This window comes from Kribbella sp. NPDC050470 (genome assembly GCF_044458365.1).
Taxonomy (GTDB): Bacteria; Actinomycetota; Actinomycetes; order Propionibacteriales; family Kribbellaceae; genus Kribbella.
This window is the reverse complement of sequence record NZ_JBITHV010000002.1, coordinates 688,411-708,965: the sequence shown is the minus strand read 5'-3', so window position 1 is coordinate 708,965 and position 20,555 is coordinate 688,411. Positions and strand designations below refer to the sequence as shown.

The 20,555-nt window shown below is 69.3% G+C and carries 18 protein-coding genes; 7 read left to right on the top strand and 11 right to left on the bottom strand.

What is annotated here, in order from left to right:
• Nucleotides 1–9: 9 nt before the first annotated feature.
• Nucleotides 10–729, top strand: a complete 720-nt coding sequence (locus ACIBGM_RS08000; protein WP_360529084.1) for a PIG-L deacetylase family protein — start codon at nt 10–12, stop codon at nt 727–729.
• A 104-nt stretch (nt 730–833) separates the two neighbouring features.
• Here ACIBGM_RS08000 and ACIBGM_RS07995 read toward each other — a convergent pair whose 3' ends face one another.
• From ACIBGM_RS07995 to gndA, 5 genes are all read right to left on the bottom strand, one after another.
• Complete coding sequence (locus ACIBGM_RS07995; RefSeq protein ID WP_360529087.1) at nt 834–1,649, bottom strand: hypothetical protein; 816 nt, start codon at nt 1,647–1,649, stop codon at nt 834–836.
• Between the two features lie 702 nt (nt 1,650–2,351).
• A complete protein-coding gene (locus ACIBGM_RS07990; protein WP_396384868.1) occupies nt 2,352–2,759 on the bottom strand; it encodes a hypothetical protein in 408 nt (135 codons plus the stop codon).
• 749 nt (nt 2,760–3,508) lie between these two features.
• Nucleotides 3,509–4,045, bottom strand: a complete 537-nt coding sequence (locus tag ACIBGM_RS07985) for a DUF6817 domain-containing protein (protein WP_360529093.1) — start codon at nt 4,043–4,045, stop codon at nt 3,509–3,511.
• 326 nt (nt 4,046–4,371) lie between these two features.
• Complete coding sequence (locus tag ACIBGM_RS07980) at nt 4,372–4,803, bottom strand: DUF6319 family protein (protein ID WP_396384867.1); 432 nt, start codon at nt 4,801–4,803, stop codon at nt 4,372–4,374.
• Nucleotides 4,804–4,914: 111 nt separating this feature from the next.
• Entirely contained in the window at nt 4,915–6,354 is a 1,440-nt protein-coding gene (gene gndA, locus ACIBGM_RS07975; RefSeq protein WP_360524887.1) for an NADP-dependent phosphogluconate dehydrogenase, read from the bottom strand.
• A 181-nt stretch (nt 6,355–6,535) separates the two neighbouring features.
• Between gndA and ACIBGM_RS07970 the strand changes: the two genes are divergently transcribed.
• From ACIBGM_RS07970 to ACIBGM_RS07955, 4 genes are read left to right on the top strand one after another with little or no spacing between them, the layout of a single operon-like run.
• The gene (locus tag ACIBGM_RS07970; protein ID WP_396384866.1) at nt 6,536–9,766 is read left to right on the top strand and encodes a DUF2961 domain-containing protein; all 3,231 of its coding nucleotides are present in this window, start codon (nt 6,536–6,538) and stop codon (nt 9,764–9,766) included.
• A 29-nt stretch (nt 9,767–9,795) separates the two neighbouring features.
• The gene (locus ACIBGM_RS07965) at nt 9,796–11,409 is read left to right on the top strand and encodes a family 43 glycosylhydrolase (RefSeq protein WP_396384865.1); all 1,614 of its coding nucleotides are present in this window, start codon (nt 9,796–9,798) and stop codon (nt 11,407–11,409) included.
• The gene (locus ACIBGM_RS07960; protein WP_360524896.1) at nt 11,406–11,942 is read left to right on the top strand and encodes an isochorismatase family protein; all 537 of its coding nucleotides are present in this window, start codon (nt 11,406–11,408) and stop codon (nt 11,940–11,942) included. The genes ACIBGM_RS07965 and ACIBGM_RS07960 overlap by 4 nt, the downstream gene beginning before the upstream one ends.
• 34 nt (nt 11,943–11,976) lie before the next feature.
• Entirely contained in the window at nt 11,977–13,287 is a 1,311-nt protein-coding gene (locus ACIBGM_RS07955; RefSeq protein ID WP_360524899.1) for a cytochrome P450, read from the top strand.
• A 96-nt stretch (nt 13,288–13,383) separates the two neighbouring features.
• Here the strand turns inward: ACIBGM_RS07955 and ACIBGM_RS07950 are convergent, their stop codons facing one another.
• Nucleotides 13,384–14,133, bottom strand: a complete 750-nt coding sequence (locus ACIBGM_RS07950) for an SDR family oxidoreductase (RefSeq protein ID WP_360524902.1) — start codon at nt 14,131–14,133, stop codon at nt 13,384–13,386.
• Between the two features lie 88 nt (nt 14,134–14,221).
• On the opposite strand from ACIBGM_RS07950, the gene ACIBGM_RS07945 reads away from it, so the two are divergent.
• Entirely contained in the window at nt 14,222–14,818 is a 597-nt protein-coding gene (locus ACIBGM_RS07945; RefSeq protein ID WP_396384864.1) for a TetR/AcrR family transcriptional regulator, read from the top strand.
• Here ACIBGM_RS07945 and ACIBGM_RS07940 read toward each other — a convergent pair.
• The 4 genes from ACIBGM_RS07940 to tyrS form a co-directional block, all read right to left on the bottom strand.
• Complete coding sequence (locus tag ACIBGM_RS07940) at nt 14,815–15,639, bottom strand: NAD(P)H-binding protein (RefSeq protein WP_396384863.1); 825 nt, start codon at nt 15,637–15,639, stop codon at nt 14,815–14,817. The two genes, ACIBGM_RS07945 and ACIBGM_RS07940, sit on opposite strands and share 4 nt — an antisense overlap.
• The gene (locus tag ACIBGM_RS07935) at nt 15,636–16,823 is read right to left on the bottom strand and encodes a phosphotransferase family protein (RefSeq protein WP_396384862.1); all 1,188 of its coding nucleotides are present in this window, start codon (nt 16,821–16,823) and stop codon (nt 15,636–15,638) included. The genes ACIBGM_RS07940 and ACIBGM_RS07935 overlap by 4 nt, the downstream gene beginning before the upstream one ends.
• A gap of 86 nt (nt 16,824–16,909) precedes the next feature.
• Complete coding sequence (locus ACIBGM_RS07930; RefSeq protein WP_396384861.1) at nt 16,910–17,464, bottom strand: hypothetical protein; 555 nt, start codon at nt 17,462–17,464, stop codon at nt 16,910–16,912.
• A gap of 205 nt (nt 17,465–17,669) precedes the next feature.
• Nucleotides 17,670–18,896, bottom strand: a complete 1,227-nt coding sequence (tyrS, locus tag ACIBGM_RS07925; RefSeq protein WP_396384860.1) for a tyrosine--tRNA ligase — start codon at nt 18,894–18,896, stop codon at nt 17,670–17,672.
• 207 nt (nt 18,897–19,103) lie between these two features.
• Between tyrS and idi the strand changes: the two genes are divergently transcribed.
• Nucleotides 19,104–19,664 (top strand): isopentenyl-diphosphate Delta-isomerase, encoded by a 561-nt coding sequence (idi, locus tag ACIBGM_RS07920; protein WP_360524920.1) that lies wholly within the window; start codon nt 19,104–19,106, stop codon nt 19,662–19,664.
• Here idi and ACIBGM_RS07915 read toward each other — a convergent pair.
• Nucleotides 19,659–20,540: an NAD(P)/FAD-dependent oxidoreductase gene (locus ACIBGM_RS07915; protein WP_360524923.1), complete on the bottom strand. Its 882-nt coding sequence runs from the start codon at nt 20,538–20,540 to the stop codon at nt 19,659–19,661. The genes idi and ACIBGM_RS07915 overlap by 6 nt on opposite strands.
• Nucleotides 20,541–20,555: the final 15 nt, after the last annotated feature.

Below are 20,555 nucleotides of genomic sequence, written 5' to 3'. Positions count from 1 at the left end.
CCTGCGGGCATGACCGGTGTGGAGAAACTGGACGCAGTAGCCGAGGACTGGCAGAAGGCGCTGGCGATCGTCGCGCACCCGGACGACCTGGAGTTCGGGTCGGCCGCCGCGGTCGCTCGATGGACCAGGCAGGGCAAGGAGGTCGTGTACTGCATGCTGACCTCCGGTGAGGCCGGCATCGACGGCGTGGCGCCGGACGAGTGCGGCCCGCTGCGCGAGGCCGAGCAGATCGAGTCGGCGCGGATCGTCGGCGTGTCGGCGGTCGAGTTCCTCGGCCAGCCCGACGGCACGATCGAGTACGGCGTCGCGCTCCGCCGCCTGATCACCTCCGTGATCCGGCGGCACCAGCCGGAGATCGTGATCACCAACAACCTCCGCGACACCTGGGACGGCGACGTACTGCTGAACCAGGCCGACCACATCAACACCGGCCGCGCCACCCTGGACGCGGTCCGGGACGCGGCCAACCGGTGGATCTTCCCGGACGCGGGGGAGAAGTGGAACGGCGTACGCCAGGTCTGGGCCTCCGGCTCACCCACCGGCCGGCACGCCGTCGACACCACCGACACCTTCGACGTCGGCGTCGAGTCGCTCCGCGCCCACAAGGCCTACATCGAAGGCCTCGGCTACGACTTCGACCCCACCGAGTTCCTCGAAGGCATCTCCCGAACCACCGGCACCCGCCTAGGCACCAAATACGCCGCCCCCTTCGAAGTCTTCACCCCCTAACCCCCTCCGACCCGGCTGCTGGCCGTCGAGTTGTCGATTTTGGTTGGGAATCGCGGTGATTTTGCGCCAATGTTGACAACTGGGCGGCCGCTTTCGCTCTGAGGTCACGCCGCGCGGTGGGGGTGGTGGCGGGCGCGGAGGTCGGTGGTGATGCGGGCGATGACGGTGTTGGGAGCGGCGAGGAGGTCCCGGGCGGTGACCACCCGGACGAGCCAGCCGGCGCGTTCGAGGTTCTCCCGCCGGCGGATGTCGCGTTGCCACTGCACGGCATCGGTGAGGTGGTGGGCGCCGTCGTACTCGATGGCGATCTCGAGCTCCGGGTATGCCAGGTCGGGCGCCGCGAGCCAGCCGCCGTCGGAGTCGAGGACGACGTGCCCGACGGTGGGCTCGGGCAGTCCGGCGAGTACGAGTAGCAGTCGAAGGTGGGTCTCCATCGGAGAGTCAACTCCGGCCCGGACGAGTCTCGCCGCCTGCCGCGCCAGCCGGATTCCCCGCGCGCCGACAGTCGACTCGGCCAATGCCGACAACGACTCAGGAGTTGCCGGCGTACGACGTACCAGCGAGTCGCCCGCGATGACGAGCGAGGTGAGATCGCTACCGCCGGCGAGATCCAGGAACGTCCGCTCGGGCGACGTCACCGGCAAGCCGTTGACCGTCCATCGATCGAGCTCCCGCACCTGGTGCGCCACCAGACCGCGAACCCGAGGCGCAGAACGCGTCGGGTCCTGCCGAACACTGACATGCACCCGCTCGTCAGCCGGCCCCGACGCACCCCACAACGCCAGCGCAGTGTGATGACTCAGCACGCCGCCCGGCGCGATCAAGAGCGCAGCCTCCGCCCTAAGCCGAAGGCTCACCGCTACGCCGGCAGCAACGTACACCGACCCGAGCACCCGCCGATACCGCCGACCCCGCAACATCCCACGAGAGACCCCAACACCCCCCGCACCCGCAGCACTAACCAGCCCTCCCTCGAGATCCTCCACCCCACAACGATCCCCCAATCCCCCCAACCCCCGTCGCCGCTTATCCACACCCCCCGATTCCGGACGCCGAGTTGTCGATAACGGTCGTCGAAGGCCCCAGTTTCCAACCTGGATTGACAACTCGGCGGGTTCAGCGCTCGGGGAGGTCGAGGGCGATCGTGAGGTGGGGCGGGGTCCGGGCGCCGAGTTGTCGACAAGGGTCGTCGAAGGCCCCAGTTTCCAACCTGGATTGACAACTCGGCGGGTTCACCGGTCGGGGACGTCGAGGGCGATGGTGAGGTGGGGTGGGTTCGGGCGCCGCGTTGTCGATAAGGGTCGTCGAAGGGCTCAGTTTCCGACCTGGATTGACAACTCGATCGGGGTCAGCCGTCGGGGAGGTCGATCGTGAGGTGGGGCGCACCCGCGCAGGGCGCTCCCGATACGGCTGGGTTCGGGCGCCGAGTTGTCGCGATAAAGGTCGTCGAAGGTCTCAGTTTCCGACCTGGATTGACGACTCGGCGGGGTCAGCGGTCGCGGAAATCGTGAGGCGTACGGGGGTCGGCCTACACGGCACGTCCGGGGTGGGTTCGGGCGCCGAGTTGTCGATAAAGGTCGTCGAAGGCCTCAGATTCCGACCTGGATTGACAACTCGGCGGGTCAGCGGTCGGGGAGGTCGAGGGCGATCGTGAGGTGGGGTGGGTTGGGGGATGGGCGGCGGGGTTCGCGGTCGCCGGCCTCGTCGCCGGGAGGCGGCGGGGTGTGCCAGGAGCGGACGAGGACTCGGCCTTTGCGGGACAGGCGGAGGAGGTCGATCTGCTGGACCTGGCTGGCTGGGATGCCGAGTTGGGCGAGACTGCGGTTCGCCATGGTGCAGGCGGCGTCGTGCTTGCGGGGCGACAGCTTGTGCTGCAGTACGACCGCGATCGTCCCGTCGGGCAGGTCCTCGATCCGCTGGAAGCGCATGCCCTTGTCGAGCGAGTGCGACTTCAGCGCAAGGGTGATGTAGTCGGTGTCGGACAGTCGTCGGTCGGTCTTCGCGCGCGCAACCACTTCATACCGGGCCATGCCTCGATCATCCGTCGCCCACCACCGGTTTTCCAGCAACGCCCCTGGCAACTACCTGCCCCCACCCAGGCCAACTACTGCCCCACCACGCCAACTCCGATGGCCGCCCACGGGAACCCGAGGCCCTGAACAGCAAATATCCTGTTCAACCCCACCACCACGAGCGCACGCCCCCCATCCCCGGCAACATCCGCAGCCCGCAGCACCTTGTAGCCCGCAGCGCCTGCGGCACCCCGCAGCCTGCGGCACCCCGCAGCCCGCGGCACCCTATGGCCCGCGGCGCCTGCGGCACTCCCCGCAGCCCGCGGCACGCAGTCCGCGGTGCCGGCGGCGGTACCCCGCGCAGCTCTCGGCAGGCAGTCCGCGGTGCCTGTGGCACTCCGCGCAGTCCGTGGTGCCCGGTACTCCGCGCAGCTCTCGGCAGGCAGTCCGCCCGCGGTGCCTGTGGCACTCCGCGCAGCCTGCGGCACCCGCGGCACTCGCAGCCCGCGGCGCCTGCGGCACCCGCGCAGCCTGCGGCACTCGCAGCCCGCGGCGCCTGCGGCACCCCGCGCAGCCTGCGGCACTCGCAGCATCCTGTAGCCCGCGGTGCCAGGCACTCCGCGCAGCCCGCGCGCCTGTGGCACCCCGCGGCACCCGCAGTCCGTGGTGCCTGCGGCACCCCTCGCGGCCTGCGGCACCCGCGGCAACCTGTAGCCCGCGGCGCATGCGGCACTCCGCGGCGCCCGCGGTTTGAGGTTGGGTGGGGGTCAGAGGTGGAGGAGGCGGGTGGCTTCGGTTAGGACGGTGGGGGAGGCGAGGGATTGCCAGCGGGGGATTTGGTCCTGGAGGAATGGGCGGAGAGTGGGTTCCAGGGCTGGGGCGTGGTCGAGGACGTCTAGTTCGTTGACGATTGTAAGGTCGACGAAGTCGCGGAGGTCGGCGCCGGACAGCTCCTCGGAGGTGCCGGTGAAGCGGTCGGTGACCGTGTGGTGCTCGGCCAGGTCGCGCCAGGTGGTCTCGCGTTCGCAGGAGCCGTAGCGGTAGACGATCAGCTCGGCCTCAGGGCCGATGACGGCTTCCAGGACGGGACGTTCCTGCTGCCAGTCGAACAGGTGGGTGGGGAACCCATCGGTTCCGTACGCCGCATGCGCGAGGCCGGCCAGCACCAGGGTGTCGGACGCGCCGAGGGTGGTCAGGCGCTTGGCGACGCGGTGGAGGTGGACGTACAGGCTGCCGCCCGCGTGGTCGAGCTCGTCGGCGCCGCGCACCAGCAGCAGCGATCCCATGTCCTGAAAAGCGCTCATCTGACCCCTTCATCCGGAGTGGCCAGGGCCCCGCAGGGACGGCCCAGGGAATCACGGTAAGGCTTCACTCACCCCCTCGCCCAGCAATCCGGCGCGGCGGCTTCGTCACATTGTCTTTTCGGGTACGGCGTGGTGCCGCTGCCGCATGCGTGGTGTGCGGGTGCGGGTGCGGGTGCGGGTAGCTGCCGTTTGGTGCTTTCCACCCTCGTGCGGGAGGTGCGCACGAGAAGCTCGCAGTGCCGGGTGGAAAGCACCAAACGACAGCAGTTGTGGAACAGGCCGAGCCCCTGGCTGAGGCAGACCCGTGGAACAGGCCGCGGCGTGGGTCAGTCGAGGTCGGCGAGGGCTTTGCGGGCGGCTTCCAGTTCGGCTTCGAGGGCGGCTACCTTGGCGGCCTGCTGCTCGCGGGCGGCTTCGATGACCTCGTCGATGGGGGTGGAGAGGTCCTCGTGCAGTTCCTTGGCGGCGCGGGAGACCGCGGCGGCCGCGACGGCGAGGTTGCGGGCCAGGTAGGTGGTGCCCTGCTTGAGCTCGGCGTGCCACTCGCCGTCGGCCGTGCCGGTGACGGTCAGCGTCAGCTCGAGGGTCTTGGTCTTCTTGCCGGCCGCCTTCTTCGCCGGAGCCTTCTTCGGCTTCTCCGCGGCCACGACAGCCTCGACAGCCTCGGAAGCCGGCGCCGGGTCGGCAGCCGGGCCAGCGGTGTCGGGAGTGTCGGCGACGTCAGACGGCGCTTCTACTGCCAGAGTGTCTACAGTCATCGTTGCGGCGATCTCCTTCTGAACATCGCCCGCCGTGAGCGGGCTGGCGCTGAGCGTCTATTAGAACATACGTTCGAAGCCCAGCGCCAATCCGCCACACCACATCAAACCTCAGCTTTGCGTCTCCGACCGGTCGCCCGACCACTCGAGGTGGAAGGTCCCCTCGCGGTCCGTCCGCCGGTAGGTGTGCGCGCCGAACAGGTCACGCAGACCCTGGATCAGCGCAGCCGGCAGCCGCTCCGCCCGCAGACCGTCGTAGTACGACAGTGCGGCCGAGAACCCAGGCGCCGGTACGCCGACGGTCGCAGCCGTGGCGACCACTCGACGCCAAGCCTCCTGACCGTTCGAGACGGCGTCCTTGAAGTAGTCGTCGACGAGCAGCGACGGCAGGTCGGCGTTCCGGTCGTACGCCTCCTTGATGCGGTCCAGGAAGCGCGCCCGGATGATGCATCCGCCCCGCCAGATCGTCGCCATCGCACCCAGGTCGATGTCCCATCCGTACTGCTCGCTCGCCGCCCGGATCGCGTCGAATCCCTGCGCGTAGGCGACCAGCTTCGACGCGTACAGCGCGTGCCGCACGTCCTCGATGAACGCGTCCCGGTCCACGTCCGCCTTCGTGTCGGCCGGCCCCGGCAGCACGCCGGCGGCAGCAGTACGCCGTACGACGTCGCCCGACAGCGACCGGGCGAACACGGCCTCGGCCATGCCGCTCACGGGGATGCCCAGGTCGAGCGCAGACTGCACGGTCCACCGACCGGTGCCTTTCTGCTCCGCCTGGTCCAGTACGACGTCCACGAACGAGCCGCCCGTGGTCGGGTCGGTCTGGCTGAGCACCTCGGCAGTGATCTCGATCAGGAACGACTCGAGGTCGCCGGTGTTCCACTCCCGGAACACGTCGGCCAGCTCGGCCGGCGACAGACCCAGGACGTGCCGGAGCAGGTCGTACGCCTCCGCGATCAGCTGCATGTCGGCGTACTCGATGCCGTTGTGCAGCATCTTGACGAAGTGACCGGCGCCGTCCGGCCCGACGTGCACGCAGCACGGCTCGCCGTTCACGTGCGCGGAGATCTTGGTCAGCATCGGCTCGAGCGCCGCGTACGACTCCGGGGAGCCGCCGGGCATGATGCTCGGGCCGTTCAGCGCGCCCTCCTCGCCGCCGGACACGCCGCTGCCGACGAAGTGCAGGCCCTTCTCGCGCAGCGCGGTCTCCCGGCGCCGGGTGTCGGCGAAGTGCGCGTTGCCGGCGTCGACGACGATGTCGCCCTCGTCCAGCAGCGGCACCAGCTCGTCGATGACCGCGTCGGTCGGCTCGCCCGCCTTGACCATGATGATGATCTTGCGCGGCTGCTCCAGTGACGCGACCAGCGCGGGCAGGTCGGCGGCGGGGACGAACTCGCCCTCGTGGCCGAACTCCTTGACAAGGGCGTCGGTCCGGCTCTGCGACCGGTTGTGGACGGCGACACGGAACCCGTTGCGCGCCAGGTTCCGGGCCAGGTTGCGGCCCATCACCGCGAGGCCGGTGACGGCGATCTGGGCTGGAGCAGAACTCATCGAATCTCCCGCTGGTCAGTGTGGTGTCGGACCCAGTCTGTCGCGCGCGGCAAGGGCGCGATCCGGCGGGCCCGACCCGTGGGACGGCCAGCCAATTTGCCCGCGAGGTCTTCTCAACCACCCGATCGCGATGGTAGACATCTCAGAAATCGATTTCCCACGAAGTCGGAAGGCCGCCCACATGCTCCGTCGTGTCGCCGCGCTCGCCCTCAGCGCGCTGCTCGCCCTCCCTGTTCTGACCACCCCGAGTACGGCGTCAGCCGCCAAGGAAGCCGCCAAGGAAGCCGCCAAGGAAGCCGCCGAGGAAGCCGCCGAGCAAGCCGCCAAGCATGCGGCGCTGAACGGCCCGGTCGGCTGGGACGTGTACCGCAATCTCGACCGCCTGCCCGAGCTCCAGACCGGCGTCCGGACCAAGCAGTTCTCCAGCTTCGGCCGCGACGGAACCAACAACGACGGCTTCGACGGCAAGTACTCCTGCGTGCGGACCACCGCGCAGGGCTGCGTGATCGCCGAGGACGAAGGCCCGGGCGAGGTCGGGACGATCTGGTTCACCCGGGACGACGGCAACGTCACCAAGACCGGCACGATCACGATCGAGCTCGACGGCAAGCAGGTGATCCACACGTCCCTGCAGGACTTCGCTGACGGCAAGCTGGGCGCGCCGTTCGTGTTCCCGCTGGTCGCGAACGCGAAGGAGACCAGCGGCGGCGTCTACGTCCGGGTGCCGATGCCCTACCAGCGCTCGATGCGCATCACCACCCAGAGCAACCCGTACTTCTACCACGTCGGCTACCGCGAGTTCCCCGACGCGAGCGGCATCCGCACCTTCGACCCGGCCGACAAGGCCGAGGACGTCGTCGCGCTGCTGAAGGCGTCCGGCACGAAGGACCCCAAGCCGGCCCAGCCCAACAGCCAGACCCGGACCACGAGCCTGAACCTTGCCCCCGGCAAGCAGATCACGCTGGCCGACACGAAGGGAGCAGGTGCGCTCAGCGCGCTGCGGCTCAAGCTGCCCGAGATCGTCGGCCTCGACCTGAAGTCGTTCGCCGACGACGGACGCGCCTTCACCGGCAGCAGCAAATTCACGGTCAAGGTCGACCCGGCCAACACCGGCGTGCAGCTGATCCGCCGGATGGACCTGCGGATCGGCAACCAGCGGGCGAAGGTGCTCGTCGACGGCGTCGAGGCGGGCGAGTGGGCGCCGTTGAAGGCAGAGGGCGCGCAGTGGCACGACCAGGTCGTCGACCTCCCGGCCGCGCTGACCGCCGGCAAGTCGCAGCTCACGATTACCAACGAGTTCGTCTCGTCCGACCTCGACTTCAACGAGTTCACCTACTGGGCCGACTCGATCGTCGGCGGTACGGCGAAGCGCACCGACACCCTCGACCTCGGCCCGAACCACCTCGCGGAGGAGCAGGCGCACGGCTACGTCATCACCAAGCAGAACTGGAGCGGCATGCACTCGATGGCGTACGCCGCGACCGAGGAGGATGCGGCCCGCGTCGAGCCGTCCGACTCGCTGCTGGCCGGTGTCCGGGTGCAGGTGACGATCGACGGCAAGAAGCGCGTCGACGCCCCGATCGGGGAGTTCTTCGGCTCCGGTCTCGGCGAGAACCCGGTCCGCTCGCTGTTCTTCGCGATGGACCCCGACGGCTGGTACTCGTCCTGGTGGCCGATGCCGTACGCCGCCCGTGCCACGATCATGCTGGTCAACAAGTCGACGTACCCCCTGACCGGGCAGGCCGAGACGACGACGGCGCGGGACGCGCGCAAGGCGGTCGACCTGCTGACCGGGAAGACCGGCTACTTCACCGCGATCTCGCACCGCGGCGAGACCACGCAGGGCAGCGACTGGACGTTCGCGGACGTGAGTGGGCGCGGGAAGTTCGTCGGCGTCTCCCAGACGATGGAAGGTTTGCTTGCCGACGGCAACACGCGCGGCTACCTCGAGGGTGACGAGCGGGTGTACGTCGACGGCGAGCGGTCGCCGGCGATCCACGGCACCGGGACCGAGGACTACTACGAGTCCGGCTGGTACTTCAACGCCGGCACCTACTCGACCCCGTTCCACGGCAACTCCGCACACGAGGTCAAGGCCGGGTTCTGCACCTACGAGTGCGACGGCGCCTGGCGGTTGCACATCACCGACGCGATCGGGTTCCAGAACCAGCTCGACTTCAGCATCGAGCATGGCCAGCAGGACGACCACCCGGCGATCTACGGCTCGACGGCGTTCCTCTACACGGCTGCGCAGTTCGGCGCACGCGAAACCGACCGGGTCGACACCGGCTCGGCGCAGAGCCGGCAGCAGCACGGGTACGTCGACACCGCGACACAAACTGAGCTGACGTCCGTGTACGAAGGTGAGTACGACGACATCGTGCTGACCGACCAGGTCCGGTCGACGACCCAGCCGATCAAGTTCAGCGTGACGATCGACCCGGCCAACCGCGGCGTGACGTTACGCAGGACGAGTGACCAAAACACCTCCGGCCAATCGGCCAAGGTGTTCGTCGACGGCAAGGACGCCGGCACCTGGCTGCAGCCGCTCGGCAACGATCGGCAGCGTTGGCTGGACGACAACTACCAGTTGCCTTCGGTACTCACCTTCGGTCGCACCGAGCTCGACATCGAGCTCCGCCCGACCGGGCCGAGCTGGACGGCATCGTCGTACGTCGTCCAGTCCCTGGTCCTCCCGTACGGCGACAACCGTGCACCCGGCGCGGTTGCCGCAGTGACTGCGGCCGGGCGGACGAACAACGCGATCGACGTTCGCTGGTCCGACGCGGTCGACGAGAGCGGCGTCGCGCAGTACAAGGTCTATGGCACAAAGGCCGGCGGCTCCGAGAAGCTGATCGGCACGAGCCCGCTGCCCGGGTTCCTGCACCGGGATCTCGGGCTGCACGAGACCTGGTCGTACCGGGTCGCCGCGGTCGATCTCGCCGGACACACCGGCGCGAAGTCGGCGGTCGCCCAGGCGACGACCGGCAACACGCTGCGGGTCGAGGGTGAGTCGATGCTGCCGCCGGTTTCCTCGACCGTGCCGGTGGATCCGCAAGGCAACTGCTGCGGGGTGAGCTGGTCGAACGGCACCCAGGCCTGGATCCACGGAACCAAGGCCGGCGACAAGGTCGTCCTCGGGTTCACCGTCCCGACCACCGGCTCCTACGACCTGTCGACGGTCCTCACCAAGGCCGCCGACTACGGCATCGCGGAGCTCGAGGTGGCGGGAGCCAAGGTGACGTTCGACGGCTACGTGGCGGCCGGAGTGAGCACGCAGCAAGTGGATCTGGGGACCGCGCAACTCACCGCAGGCAGCCATCAGCTCACCATCACGCTGACCGGGAAGAACCCGGCCGCGACCGGCTACCTGGTCGGCCTCGACTTCCTCGACCTGGTGCTCAACTCATGATCCGCAAGGTTCTTGCCACAATTGTCGGCTTGGCATTCCTCACGACGCCGCTGCAGGCCGCGGCGTCTCCCGATCGGGTGCGCATCACGCCGTACGTCGAAGTCGACAAGGTGGTTGCGGCCGGGCCGTTCACCAAGGTCTACGACCCGAGTGTCGGCGAGACCGGGCCCTGGTACTACAACGATCACACCCTGGTGCAGAACCGTGAGACCGGCGTCTGGCACGTGTTCGCGATCACGCATGCCGAGCCGGCGAACCCGCTCGACGAAAAGAGCTTCGGGCACGCCACCGCGCCGACACCCAACGGTCCGTGGACCAAGCAACCACCTGCGCTGGTCGCCGATCCGGCGGCGGGCGAGAGCCACATCTGGGCGCCGTACGTACTCTACGACGCTGGGACGTACTACATGTTCTACGCCGCCGGCACGCCGGACCACACGGCGTACCGGATGCACCTCGCGACGTCGACCGATCTCGTGCACTGGACCCGGGACGCGGCGAACCCGCTGTTCACCGACGGGTTCGACGGCCGGGACCCGATGGTGCGCAAGGTCGGCGACCAGTGGGTGATGTACTACACGGCCAACTCGACCCCGGCCGGCGGCAACCACATCGTTGCCTACCGCACCAGTCCTGACCTGAAGAACTGGAGCGAGCGGCGGACGGCGTTCCAGCACCCGGTGACGGGGACGTTCGGTGGCCCGACGGAGTCGCCGTACGTCGTGCAGCGCGGCAGTGACTGGTACTTGTTCGTCTGCTGCGACGGCGGTTACGAAGTCACCAAGGTGTACAAGAGCAAGGACCCGCTGCACTTCACGGTGGATCAGTTGGCCGGCACGATCCCGGCGCACGCGGCGGAGGTCGTCCAGGACGGCAGCGACTGGTACGTCACCGGAGCGGGCTGGGGGAAGGGAGGTCTGTTCGTCGCGCCGCTCGATTTCGCCAAGGTGCAGGTGACGAAGGGCCGTGTGGTGAGTACGGCGAACTACCGGGCGACGATCGAGACGAGTCCACGCGCGGCGCTGACCGGTCTGCAGGTCGACCCGGACGGTCGCAGTGACTACCGTCCGGTCCTGGACTCGAGCGGCCGCTCGACCGCGCCGTACCTTGCGGTCGGGAACTTCGGCGCGACCGACCTCAGCGGTCCGGCGGCGCGCGTGGACGCCGGCAGATCGTCGCTGAGACTGCGCGGCATCTCCTTCGGGGACGAGCCGGTCACGGCGGACTGGTCGTTCGACTTCGGCGCGACCACGTTCGACACCAGGCTCGACTGGACGGTGCACGACGACACCAACGCTCCGGTCTGGGAGGTCGCGCTGAACGTCGACTCGGCGCTGGCCGACCAGGGTGACCCCGGCGGCTTCGGACGGAACGGCGACGTCCCAGGGCTGCCGCGGTGGTCGATGGCGACCGGCGGCGGACTCAGTGTCGTGACGGCGTACCGGCCGGGCTCAGCGTGGTCCGCGGACAACCACTGGTACGACCCGCCGAACGGCTCGGTCGCCTGGCAGCCGCTCTGGCAGCCGGGAGGACGGCCACTCCCACCGGGTTCGTACGACGGTGGCCGGTGGCGGCTCGGGTTCTCCGGAACCGAGCGGGACGTCGCGTTCGCCGAAACCCTGGCCGATAGTCTCGGTGGGTGACCACACTCAGCCTTGACCCCCGCAGTACCGCACTGGTTCTGATCGACCTGATGCCGCGGATCGTGGCGCTGGAGACGGCGCCGCTGAGCGGTCCGGAAGTGCTTGAGCGATGCGTGGCGCTCGCGAAGGCGACACGGTCCGTCGGCGGGTTGGTCGTGAATGTGCGGGTGGAACGGCCCGGGGTCGAGGTGCAGCCGGAGGGCAGCGGGTTCGCGCCCGGCGCGGCGCCGGAGCCGGGTGATCTGGAGATCGTGAAGCGGACGATCGGCGCGTTCGGCCGGACCGAGCTGGACCACGAGCTCCAGACCCGCGGGATCGAGACGGTCGCGCTGGCCGGGATCGCGACGAACTTCGGCGTCGAGTCCACCGGCCGGGCCGCGGACGACCTCGGCTACGACACCGTCTACATCACGGACGCGATGACCGGGCTGGACGGCCGGGCCCACGAGCTCGCGGTGTCGATGATCTTCCCGCGGCTCGGCACCACCTGCTCCGGCACCGAGTACGTCGCCGCCCTGGGCCCCAACGCCTGAGTTTGTCACCGGCCGGCTCGGGCACAGGGCGGCCATGCTCCCCACTGCGACGTTTCCGGACGCCGCCCGGGCGATCCGCGACGTACTGCTGCCGGTGGTTGCGCAAGGCGCGATCCTGCGTCGCCCGGCGGCCTCCAGATCGGCCGAGCTCCTGCACGCCGACGACCACGCGCTCCGCCGGGTGCGGGCGCTGCGGGACAAGTACGGCGAGGGGCCGCTGCTGATCCGCCTTCCGGGCCGGACCATCGCGCTCGTCCTGGACCCCGGCCACGTCCACCGCATCCTGCACGAGACCCCCGAACCGTTCTCCGCGGCAACCAGTGACAAGGTCGGCGCGCTGAACCACTTCCAGCCGCACGCCGTCCTGGCCACCGACCCGCCGCTGCGGGCACCGCGCCGCGAGCTGAACGAGGAAGCGCTCGACACCCACCAGCCGGTCCATCGCCACGCCGAGTCGATGACCGCCGCCATCACCGAGGAGCTCCAGCTCGAAGGGACGTTCGGCTGGACCGACTTCCGGGCGGTCTGGTCGCGGATCGTCCGCCGGATCGTGCTCGGCGACGAGGCCCGCGACGACACCGAGCTCACCGACCTGCTCGACGTCCTGCGGTCGAACGCCAACTGGGCGACGCTGCATCCACGCAACCGGAACGCGCGGCAGCGGCTCGATCGAAAGCTGGCCGAGTACGTCGAGCACGACGCGCCCGGCAGTCTCGTCGATGCGCTGATGCTGAGCTCGATCAAGCGGGACAGCCGGACCGTGGCGCCCGGGGGAGGGCTCGATCCGGCCGGTCAGGTGCCGCACTGGTTGTTCGCCTTCGACGCCGCGGGCATTGCGCTGTGGCGACTGCTCGCCGTACTCGCGACGAGGCCCGACGTCGCCGAGCAGATCGCCAAGGACGACTCTCCGCTGCGGGCGTACGCCGGCGGCGCTGTTCTGGAGTCGCTGCGCTTGTGGCCGACGACGCTCGTCGTACTGCGCGAAGGCCGGACCGAGACCTTCTGGGATGCGGGTACGGCGCCGCCCGGGACCGAGTTCGCCATCGTGAGCTCGGTCTTCCACCGCGACGACGAGGCGCTGGACTTCGCGAACGACTTCGTCCCCGAGGTCTGGCTCGACGGCCGCTCGGACGGGTCGTGGCCGCTGATCCCGTTCAGCGAAGGCCCGGCGGTCTGTCCGGGCAGGAACGTCGTACTCCTCACCACCAGCACCGCAGCCCACCACCTCACCTCCAACTACGACCTCGACCTGGACCCGCACACCCGAGCCAAACTCACCCGCGGTCCCTTGCCCGCCACCTTCGACCACACGGCACCCCGCATGGGTTTCTGGAGGAAGCCATGAAGGCCAGACCGGCCGAGATCGGCGACCCGACGAGCACGGCTTCATCGTCCTCCGCGACCCCGAAGGCAACGAGTTCTGCGTCATTCAGGTCGACGACTAGACCGCGAGACGGCCACCGTCGATCGGGAGTGTGGCGCCGTGCACGAGGGCGGCTTCTTCTGAGGCCAGGAAGACGATTCCGGCGGCGATCTCGGAGGGAGTGCCGACGCGGTTGAGTGGGGTGGTGCCGGCCAGGTCGCCCAGCCCGTCGCCGAGCACCGCGGTCCCTTCCGTTCGGGTCGGCCCCGGGCTGACCGCGTTCACGCGCACGCCGTCCGGCCCGAACTCCGCCGCCCACGCCTTGGTCAGCAGCTGCAGCGCCGCCTTGCTGGAGCCGTACAGCGCCGCGCCGGCCATCCCGAACGACGCGACCATCGTGGTCAGGTTGACGATCGAGCCGCGGCCGTGCTCGGCCATCAGCGGCGCGAGCTCGGCGACCAGGTAGAACGGTGCGCGCACGTTGACGGCGTACACCTCGTCGAAGTCCGCGGCCGCGACCTCGGCCGTCGGCGCGAACGGGAACAACCCCGCGTTGTTGATCAGTACGTCGACCCGTCCGCGACCCAGCGCGATCGCCTGCTTGGCCAGCGACCGGACGCTGTCGAGATCGGCCAGGTCCGCCTGCACGAAGTCGGCCCGCCCGCCCGCGCCCCGGATCGCCTCGACCGCGGCGGTGCCCCGGGCCACGTCCCGGCCGCTGATCACCACGTGCGCACCCCGCTGGGCGAGCTGATTCGCGACCTCGCGCCCGATCCCGCTGTTTCCGCCGGTGACCAACGCAGTCTGCCCGGCAAAGTCCTGAGTCATCGCAGTCCTGTTCGGTAGTTGGAGTAATTGCTCCAATCCTTCGCCGGAGAAATTGGAGTATCAACTCCAAAAAGCTAGGCTGGGTGCCGTGGGACTGACGAAGAAGGGACAGGCGACCCGGGACCGGATCGTCGCGGCGGCGTCCCAGCTCATGCTCGAGCAAGGGGTCGCGCGGACGACGATCGAGGACATCCAGGCCGCGGCCGGGGTCAGCCCGTCGCAGCTGTACCACTACTTCCCGGGGAAGAACGCGCTGGTGTTCGCGGTCATCGAGTACCAGACCGGCCGGGTGATGGACGTCCAGCACCAGGGGCTCGACGAGCTCGACACCCTCGGGTCACTCAGCCAGTGGCGTGACCTGATGGTCGGCATCCTGACCGAGACGCAGTGCGCCGGCGGCTGCCCGCTCGGCTCCCTCGCCAGCGACCTCGCCGAGAGCGACCCGGTCGCCCGCGTGCAGCTGGCCAACGCCTTCGCCCGGTGGGAGGAACTGATCCGCGACGGTCTGGTCCGGATGCAGAAGCGGGGCGAGCTGAGCGAGGCCGCCGACCCCGGCGATCTCGCGGTCGCCATGCTCGCCGCCGTACAGGGCGGCCTGCTGCTCAGTCAGGTCCGCCGCGACCCCGCGCCGCTGCGGACCGCGGTGGACACGATGATCGCCCACCTCCGCACGCTGACGACCTAGGCGAAGAGGCTCGCGTTCGAGTGGGTCCACTCCTGCAGGGTGCGGGGTTCGTGGCCGGTGACCATCGCGACGGTGTCGTTCACCGAGGTTTCGTCGATGATGCCGTCCCCGAAGAAGCTCTCGATCGCATCGGCGTACGGCGCGGGCATGGAGGCCTGCAGTTCGTCATGCGTCTCCGCCCGGCTCATCGGGTACGGCGTCAGCGCACGACCGAGCGCCTCGCCAAGGATCTGTAGCTGCTCAGGTGGCGTGAGGGCGACCGGGCCGGTCAGGCGGTGGATCGCACCGGCGTGGTCCTCGGTGAAGGCGCGGACCGCAACGTCGGCGATGTCGAGGGGATGGATCGTGGAGATCGGGACCTCGGGGAACTGCACGCGGACCACGTCGCCGGCGCGCAGCTGGTCCAGCCAGCGCAGGGTGTTGGACATGAAGGAGTTGGGCCGGAGGAAGGTCCACTCGAGGCCGGATGCCTTCACCGCTTCCTCGGCCGCGTGATGGTAGGCCGCGATGGCGTTCGAGGTGTCCGCGCTGTCCAGTGAGCTGCTCGACAACAGCGCGACCTTGCGGACCCCCGCGCGTACGGCGTTGTCGAGCAACTCCTCGACCCGGTCGTAGCCGCTCAGCAGGAAGATGCCCGTCACACCGTCGAGCCCGTCGACGAACGTGTCCGGCTGGTTGAGATCGCCGTACACCGGGGCGATCCCCGCAGGCAGGGCGGCTTCCTTGCGCAGCAGCGCGCGTCCTGGCAGACCCGCGGCCGCCAGGGACTGCACCACCGCGCCGCCTGCGTTGCCGGTCGCACCTGTCACCAGAACGGTCATGCCAGCTCATTTCTGTAGGCCTGCACGGCTGCCTGAAGCTCCATGCGCGGGTCGTCCCGATGGTAGATGCGCTCGTCGGGCTCGATGTTGTCGAGGAAGGTCTGGTACATGACGGCGTAGATCAGATGGTTGAGGACCGTCATCGGCCGGAGGGCGCGCGGGGGATCGGCGTCGGGCCGGTGCTTCACCCACGTGGTCGTCCACACGTCGAGCGCATCGGCCCGCTTGGCTTCCGGCAGCCAGTCGAGCAGCCGCGAGATGTCGGTCGCCGGGTGTCCGACGAAGGTGTCCGCCCAGTCCACGATCGCTCGCGCGGTGCCGTCCGAGCGCCAGTTGCCGGGGTGGAAGTCGCCGTGCACCAAGGTGATCGGCAGTCCCGCGATCTGGAGGTCGGCGACCATCGCAGGCAGTCGGGTCAGCAGTTCCTCGACGTCCACGCGGTCGGTCGCGGGCAGTTCGACGACGTCGAGGAGACGCCTGACTTGAGCAGCCAGGCCATCCGGGAGCATTCGAGGCGCTCGCAACCCGTCGAGGTCGTCTGCGAGTTGGGCCTGTACGGCGACCCACCGGCTGACCACGTTCTCGACGGTGGCCGGATCGGGTTCCCAGCAGTCGACTCCCGGGGCGTGGGCGAGCAGTGACCAGCGGTCCGCCATCGACCGGCCGAGGACGGTCGGCGCGAGCGTCTCGTCGTACCGCTGGACCTGCTCGATGATGTCGGCGTCCACGCTGGCGAACCGGCTCGTCGCCTTGACCCACGCGCCGTCGAACCGCATCAGGCACGACAGGTTCCACGTCTTCACCTGGACCGGCTCGCCCGGTCCGATGATCGACCGCGCCCACTCGGCCATTCGTTCCGGCCCGTCCACCTCGGCCCACGTTGCCCGCCGCGGCTGCGGCGCGACGATCGCGTCCCAGCCGTCGTACGGCGTCTCGTCCAGCACACCGGACCGGGGTTCGCCCATCGCCTGCACGTGGTACACGGTCCGCCCGCCCCGACCGATCACGTCCTCGTCCGCATGCACCAGCCGCAGTACGACGGTCCGCACCCCCAGCACCTGCTCGAGCCGACGGGTCACCCCCTCGACCTCCGACCACCATGCCGGCCCCACCTCGAACGCCGGCAAGCGCCCCACATACCGGGCCCCCACACTCACCAACGCCTCAACCCTCTTGACTTCCACCCGCCAAGTGTCCCCACCCGCCACCCGTAGGTCTCCAGGTTTTCGGAAAGAAGGTGTCGCCAGGTGGCAATGACCTTCCGAAAAGGTCAGCGCACTGGGCAGGACGGGCCGCAGGGCGTGGCGTTCAGGCCCGGGTGGGTACGGCGCAGTACCAGCGAGTGTGAGCCGGCGGCGACATCGGCAATGATCGGTCTCAGCGATCCGCGATGGCGCAGGCGCGGACGATCGGCCAGGGCCTGCAGGATGTCCACCGTACTGACTCGGCCGCTTTGGCACGCCTCGGCGATCAGCGCCGCCGACTGCTCCAGCGACGGCGTGACGCCGACGATATCCAGTACGGCGTGCGCGGGTGTCCGCCGCGGTGGGACGACCCGGGAGAGACGGTCGGCCCAGTGCGCATCGCGGTGAATGACGAGCTCGGGCCGCGCCACCACCCGGCGCCGCTCCGGAATCGTCAGGTGAATCGGACGATTGCGGTCCGGTGCGATCAGGCCGAGCTGTTCCGCCGCGGTGTAATGGCTCCACGCGGCGTCGGGTCCGGCGTACAGCAGCGCTGCCAGCAGCCTCTCGTCGTACCCGATCGGCCCGGTGTGTGTCGCGTAGACACCGGGATGGACGGTCTGCCATCGCCTGCTGCGCAACGGCCGCCTGATCCGCGCCGCGGCCAGCCGGCTGTCCGGAGCTGAGCTCGCGAGACGATCCGGCCTTGGTCGTGGATCAGCGCGTGCAGCCCACCATCCGCGAGTTGCCGCTCCCACCACCACTCCATCCGTCCACCCTCCCCGATCCCACTCCCGCCCCGCAGACGCCCTGTGGATAACCGGCTCTCCGGAAGAAGGTGGTCGCTCAGTGACCACTTTCTTCCGGAGACCGCCGATGGCTGAGCCGGTGCCAGGTGCGTGGGCCGGACTTGAGTACGACGTCGGCGCTCAGGTCCACGGTGTCGGCTGGATCGGCGGCTCGGGTTCCGTTGATGGTTACCGCGCCGGCGCGGATCAGGCGGCGGAGGGCGGAGTTGCTGTCGGACGGGCGTGCAGCCTGGAGGAGTTCGAGAACGGTCGGTGTGTGGGACGGGACCAGGACCTCCGGGATGTCGGTCGGCTGGTGGCCCTCTGAGAACGTGCGGGTGAACGCCTCGAGCTCGGCCCGGGCCGCGCCGGCGCCGTGGTAGCGGGTGACGACGGCTGCGGCCAGCCGGAGCTTGGCGTCGCGTGCCGCCGGCCCACCGGCGGACGCGGCCGCACCAAGAGCGGCGACTGTGTCGAGGGCAAGCTCGGTGTAGACGTGCGCGTAGCTCTCCACCAGCGAGTCCGGGATGCTCATCAGCTTGCCGAACTTGTCCCGCGGGCTGTCGGTCAGCCCGATGTAGTTGTTCAGCGACTTCGACTGCTTCGCCCGGCCGTCGATCCCCGGCGTGATCGTGGTCGTCATCACCACCTGCGGCGGCGCCCCAAGTCGCTGCTGGAAGTGCCGGCCGAGCTGCTCGTTGAACAGCTGGTCCGAGCCCACGATCGTGAGATCGCTGCGCATCGCGAAGCTGTCGTATCCCTGCAGCACCGGGTAGACCAGTTCGTGCACCGCGATCTCCCGCCCGGCCGCGACCCGCTCCCGGAACATGTCCCGAGCCATCAGCTGGGCCTGCGTGACCTGGCCGAACAGGCTCAACAGCTCCGCCACGGCCATCCTGTCGTACCACTCGGAGTTGCGGCGGATCTCCAGCACCTCGGGGTCGGTGCGCAGCACGAGTGACACCTGTTCGAGGAAGGACTGCGCGTTCGCCTCGATCTGCGCCGGGGTGAGCTGCGGTCGGGTTTCGGAGCGGCCGGTCGGGTCGCCGACCCGCGTGGTCACGTCGCCGAGCAGGAAGACAACCTGGTGGCCGAGGTCCTGCAGCTGGCGCATCATCCACAGGTTGACCGCGTGTCCGAGGTGCAGGTCGGGCGCGGTGCAGTCGACGCCGTACTTGATCCGCAGCTGCCGGCCCGTCGCCAGCCGTTCGAGCAGCTCGCTCTCGCCGACGATGGTGTCGGTGGTACGGCGTAGTCGCTCGACCACCACCTGAGGTTCGACCATGGGATTCCTCTCGAGACAGGAGGCACCCCGCAGACGCCTCCGGACGACAAAGGCACAGGAACCGGGTTCCTGTGCCGGAGGCTCTGGGTGGAGCGAGGTGCGGGTACTACCGACTGCCGGCCCCTCCCAGAGCCGGTCGATACGCCACACGTCGCTTGATCACGCTCGACACAGTAGCAAACGACTCGTCGACTAGGCTCCTGGATTGTGACGGAGGAGCGCGTTGTGCTGCTGGACGAGGCCGGCCGGGCGATCGGGACCGAGGCCAAGGCGACGGTCCACCATGCGGCGACCCCGTTGCACCTGGCGTTCTCCAGCTACGTCGTCGACGAGGCCGGCCGGGTCCTGATCACCCAACGGGCGTTGGACAAACCGACCTGGCCCGGGGCGTGGACCAACAGTTGCTGCGGGCACCCACTTCCGGGCGAGCCGGTGGTGGACGCGGTACGGCGCCGCCTCGTCGACGAGCTCGGGATCGTCGCGGACCTGGTCGACCTGGTGCTGCCGGAGTTCCGGTACCGCGCCGAGATGCCGACCGGCGTGGTCGAGAACGAGCTGTGTCCCGTCTACCGGGTTCCCTGGACCGGCGACCCCACGCCGAATCCGAGCGAAGTCGCGTCGTACCGCTGGGCCGAGTGGCCGCTCGACCTCCCGGAGCTGTCTCCGTGGTGCGTCCTCCAGCTCACCGAGCTGCGCCGACTCGGCCCCGACCCGCTGGCCTGGCGCACCGCCGACCCGGCCGACCTCCCACCCGCCGCGCGCCTATGATTTGAGGTCGCGCTCCAGCAGATCGGCGTGCAGCGCGACGGCCGTCGTGCTCGCGTGGCCCGCCGCGCCGATCGCAAAGAGGCTCGGTACGGCGGTCGTTCCCACCGCATAGACGCCAGGGACTGTGGTCCGGCCGTTGCTGTCGACAACCACCGCGCCATCGTCGACCTGGCAACCGAGGCGAGCCGCCAGATCACTCTGCTGATGCTGGCGAACGACCACGAACACAGCCGCTGGGAGCAGCACATCACCGCCCTCGAGTACGACACGACCATTAACCACAGCCTCGACCTTCTCCCCGCGCACCCGCACGCCGGCAGTGTGCAATCGAGCCAGTTGTTCGTCGCTCAACTCGTCGCCGTCGGTGCAGAGCACGACCTCGTCGCTCCACCGGCTGAGCAACAGTGCGCGTTCGACCGACCGATCCGGCAAGCCCCGCATGCCCAACTGCACCAGCGGCTGGTCGCGAACTTCCCACCCGTGACAATGCGGACAGGCGACCACCAACCGTCCCCAGGCCTCGGCGACGCCTGGCACATCCGGCAGTTCGTCGCGCAACCCGGTTGCGAGCACGATCGCTCGCGCCTGCACGCTCGGACCCTCCACCGGGTCGACCACGAAGTCGTCGCTGATCTCGCTGACGCGAGCAGTCCGCACCTCGACGCCGTACTGCTCGAGCTGTTGGCGTCCGGCGGCGAGTAGCTCGGCCGGCGACGGACTCCCCACTCCCAGGTAGTTGTGCACGTGCGCGGCCGTCCGGTTGCGCGGGTGGCCGTCGTCGAACAGCACGACCCGCAGTCGCGCCCGCGCAATCGTCAGCGCAGCCTGCAGCCCGGCTACACTTCCGCCGACCACTGCCACGTCGTAGGCGATCATTATTCGAGAGTACTT

Excerpts from the sequence above, each read along its gene's own strand:
- ACIBGM_RS08000 (WP_360529084.1), top strand. The coding sequence starts at position 10 with ATGACCGGTGTGGAGAAACTGGACGCAGTAGCCGAGGACTGGCAGAAG.
- ACIBGM_RS07995 (WP_360529087.1), bottom strand. The coding sequence starts at position 1,649 with ATGTTGCGGGGTCGGCGGTATCGGCGGGTGCTCGGGTCGGTGTACGTT.
- ACIBGM_RS07990 (WP_396384868.1), bottom strand. The coding sequence starts at position 2,759 with ATGGCCCGGTATGAAGTGGTTGCGCGCGCGAAGACCGACCGACGACTG.
- ACIBGM_RS07985 (WP_360529093.1), bottom strand. The coding sequence starts at position 4,045 with ATGAGCGCTTTTCAGGACATGGGATCGCTGCTGCTGGTGCGCGGCGCC.
- ACIBGM_RS07980 (WP_396384867.1), bottom strand. The coding sequence starts at position 4,803 with ATGACTGTAGACACTCTGGCAGTAGAAGCGCCGTCTGACGTCGCCGAC.
- gndA (WP_360524887.1), bottom strand. The coding sequence starts at position 6,354 with ATGAGTTCTGCTCCAGCCCAGATCGCCGTCACCGGCCTCGCGGTGATG.
- ACIBGM_RS07970 (WP_396384866.1), top strand. The coding sequence starts at position 6,536 with ATGCTCCGTCGTGTCGCCGCGCTCGCCCTCAGCGCGCTGCTCGCCCTC.
- ACIBGM_RS07955 (WP_360524899.1), top strand. The coding sequence starts at position 11,977 with ATGCTCCCCACTGCGACGTTTCCGGACGCCGCCCGGGCGATCCGCGAC.
- ACIBGM_RS07950 (WP_360524902.1), bottom strand. The coding sequence starts at position 14,133 with ATGACTCAGGACTTTGCCGGGCAGACTGCGTTGGTCACCGGCGGAAAC.
- ACIBGM_RS07940 (WP_396384863.1), bottom strand. The coding sequence starts at position 15,639 with ATGACCGTTCTGGTGACAGGTGCGACCGGCAACGCAGGCGGCGCGGTG.
- tyrS (WP_396384860.1), bottom strand. The coding sequence starts at position 18,896 with ATGGTCGAACCTCAGGTGGTGGTCGAGCGACTACGCCGTACCACCGAC.
- ACIBGM_RS07915 (WP_360524923.1), bottom strand. The coding sequence starts at position 20,540 with ATGATCGCCTACGACGTGGCAGTGGTCGGCGGAAGTGTAGCCGGGCTG.